At 66.2% G+C, this 3,405-nt stretch carries 2 protein-coding genes; both read right to left on the bottom strand.

From position 1 onward, the window contains the following. Nucleotides 1–1,000 (bottom strand): FAD-binding oxidoreductase (locus A2I95_RS28180; RefSeq protein ID WP_291735232.1); only part of this gene is annotated, 1,000 nt, incomplete at its 3' end. Next, nucleotides 997–3,405 (bottom strand): FAD-dependent oxidoreductase (locus tag A2I95_RS28175; RefSeq protein ID WP_367152847.1); only part of this gene is annotated, 2,409 nt, incomplete at its 5' end. The genes A2I95_RS28180 and A2I95_RS28175, both read right to left, overlap by 4 nt.

Below are 3,405 nucleotides of genomic sequence, written 5' to 3'. Positions count from 1 at the left end.
TGGCATCGGGGGTAAAGGTGATCGGACCGTTCACCACCGATTTCACCCCGCCGGTCTCCAGCGCCGGGATGCGCTCCATTGCGGCCATGATGATGTGCTCAACCCGGTCGAGATCGGGCGGCATCAGGTCGGCGCCAAAGTCCGGCGGACAGCCGTCGATGGACCAGGGCTGCGCGTCTTTCTCATACGGCCCAAGGATCAGCCCGTCGCGCTCCTGGCGCACGTACCAGCTTTCTTCCGGGTCGCGGATCATCGGCAGCTCGGGCAACCCCCTGGCGATGCGCTCGGCCACCGCGGGCACCGTATCGGTCACCAGATACTGGTGCAGCACCGGCACCGAGGGGATGTTGAGCCCCATCATATGCCCGACTTCCCAGCTCCAGGTGCCTGCTGCATTAACAAGGTGCTTGGCCCGGATGGTGGTTTTCTGCGTCTCGACCACCCAGACGCCCTCTTCACACCGGATCGAGGACACCGGGTTATAGCGCAGGATCGTCGAGCCGTTGGCCCTTGCCGCCTTGGCCATCGCATTGGTGGCCAGCGAAGGGTCAACATGGCCGTCGTCCGGCTCATAAATGCCGCCGAGAATACCGTCCGTGCGGGCCAGCGGGTGCAGGCATTCAACGTCGTCCGACGTCAGCATCTGAAGCTCATAACCGGTAAAGCGGCTGAGGCCTGCCACATGAGCAAACTCATCCATCCGGTCCGGGTTCGAGGTGATCCGCATCGCGCCCGAGCGGTGGAAGCCGCAGGTGTCGCCGGTCTCCTCCGGCAGGATATCCCGGTAGAGCCGCACGGAGGTTGCGCGCAGCTCCTGAATGGTGGGGTTATGGGCGAAATGGGTGCACAAGCCCGCCGCGTGCCAGGTGGAGCCATGGGTGAGGTCGTTCTTCTCGGTCAGCACCACGTCGGTCCAGCCCGCTTTGGCCAGATGGTACATCAGCGATACCCCCATGGCGCCGCCGCCGATGATCAGGACATTTGCGTTTGTGGTGGTCATGCTTTCATCCGCTCGCCTGAGGGGTCAAAGGGCGGGCGCCGCAGCGCCTCTGCGGTGTAGCGCTGCCCTGCGATGTCGATTTCAAACTGCCGCGCACAGGTCTGGGCCAGGGTCTCGCCCGGCGGCAGCTCCACCAATGCCAGCGCCAGTGTCAACCCGGTGCGCGCACCGCACCCGCCGGAGGTGGTGAAGCCTACGGTGCGGCCATGTTCCAGCACCGGCTCGTCATGCAGCACCAGCGGCTGGCCGGGCAGGTTGAACAGAACCATCCGGCGGCTGAGACCCTGGGCTTTCTGCGCCGCGAGGGCCGCCTTGCCCAGAAATTCCTTGGACCAGTCGACGGTAAAGCCCAGCCCGGCCTCCAGCGGTGTGATCTCCGGCCCCAGGTCGTGGCCCCAAGCGCGAAAACCCTTTTCGATCCGGCAGGCCTCCAGCGCGAAATGGCCCATGGGCTGCACCCCGGCCGCCTTGAGCGCGTCAAACACCTGGCCCGCTGCCGCAGCCGGGACCGACAGCTCCCAGCCCAGCTCGCCAACAAAGCTCACGCGGGTGGCGCGCACCGCCTGCCCGGCCAGCGTTACATCGCGGGCGGTGGAGAAGGGAAAGGCCCACCAATCATCACGGCCCAAACCCTCCAGCACCGCCCGCGCGCCGGCGCCCATGACGCCGATCACAGATTCCAGTTCTGTCACATCCCGGACCTGCACATCCCGGCCCGCTGCATGGCGGCGCAGCCAGGCCAGATCCTTGCGCCGTGTCGCCGCGCCGGAGGTTACCCGGAAGTGATCCGCCGCAAGCCGGGTGATGGTCACATCCGCCTCAATCCCGCCTTTGGCGTTGAGCATTGGCGTATAGACCGCGCGGCCCGCGTCGACATCCACGTTGCCCGCTGCCAGATGCTGCAGCAGCGCCAGCGCCTCCGGCCCCTGCACATCGAACTTGCCGAATGGGGAGAGGTCCAGCATCACCGCGCCCTGCGCCATCACCGCCGCTTCGCGGGCTGCAATCGGATACCAGGGCTGATCACCAACCGAATAGGGCAGGTTCCTCTCAGCCTCGTTCTGCGCATACCACAAGCCCCGTTCCCAGCCAGCGGTCAGGCCGAAGTGTGCACCCGCGGCCTCCCAGCGATCATGCAGCGCAGATTTGCGCAGCCCCCGGCCCGCTTTCGGCTGCTTGAACGGCCAGTGCAGGGCAAAGGCATCGCTGACGGCCTCCTCCATCCGGGTTTCGATATGCGCCTGCCCGGCGGCCAAAGGATCAACCCGGGCAATATCCACCTCCCACAGGTCCATCGGCAGTTCGCCTGCGAGCATCCAATCCGCCAGCACCCGCCCCACCCCGGCCGAGGACATGACGCCGACCGAGTTCATCCCCGCCGCCACATAAAGCCTCTCCGCCTCCGGCGTCTGGCCGATCAGCGGGCGGGTGTCATGGGTGAAGCTTTCGGGGCCGTTCATGAAATGCTGAATGCCCGCATCCTGCAGTCCGGGAACCAGCGCCAGTGCCGCCTCCATAAAGGGCATGAACTGGTCCCAATCCTCAGGCAGCTCCAGAAACGGCCGGTCGCCCTCGGGGCCAAAGGCATCCCAGACCTTGGCCTGCGGCTCAAACCCACCAAAGACCAGCTTGCCCGTGTCGCCCTTCACATAGATGCCGCGGTCCAGGTCGCGCAGCACCGGATAGGGATGGGGCAGGCCCTGCATGGGTTCGGTCACCACATACATATGCTCGACCGCCTGCAGCGGCAGCGCCACCCCGGCGGCATCAGCCAGGGGTTTCGACCAGGCCCCGGCGCACAGCGCCACCTGATCCGCCAACAGCTCAGACCCATCCGCCAAACGCATACCCTTGCACGTGCCGTTCTCCACCAGCAGCGCCTCAACCTGCACGCCCTCGCGGATCACCGCCCCCTTGGCGCGGGCCGCCTTGGCATAAGCCATGCACAGATCCACCGGGTTCACATTGGCGTCTTCCTCGACCCGCAGGGCGCCAACGACCCCCTGCAGGTCCAGCCCCGGCACATCAATCCCGTCCGGCGCCAGGATGGAGGGCGTCAGCCCGAAATGCCGCCCCAGCGCCGCAATCCGGTGCAGCTCATCCATCCGCGCCTCTTTCCGCGCGATCCAATAACCGCCGGTCTGGCGGTAGCCGGTGGACAGGCCCGCCTCTTCCTCCAGCTTGGGAAACAGCTCCCCCGCATACATTGCCAGCTTCGTCATGTTCGGCGTCGCGCGCAGCGGCCCGACAATACCGGCGGCATGCCAGCTGGTGCCGCTGGTCAGCTGATTGCGCTCCAGCACGGTGACCTGGGCGCGGTCTGCCAGATGATAGGCCAGCCCTAGTCCGATGGCCCCGCCACCAATGATCAGCACGGATTTTGTCACCTTTGCCCTCCCTTCGGG

Source organism: Leisingera sp. F5 (genome assembly GCF_001593695.1).
Note: the sequence above shows the minus strand (reverse complement) of the source record. Positions and strands in the feature narration are given on the sequence as shown.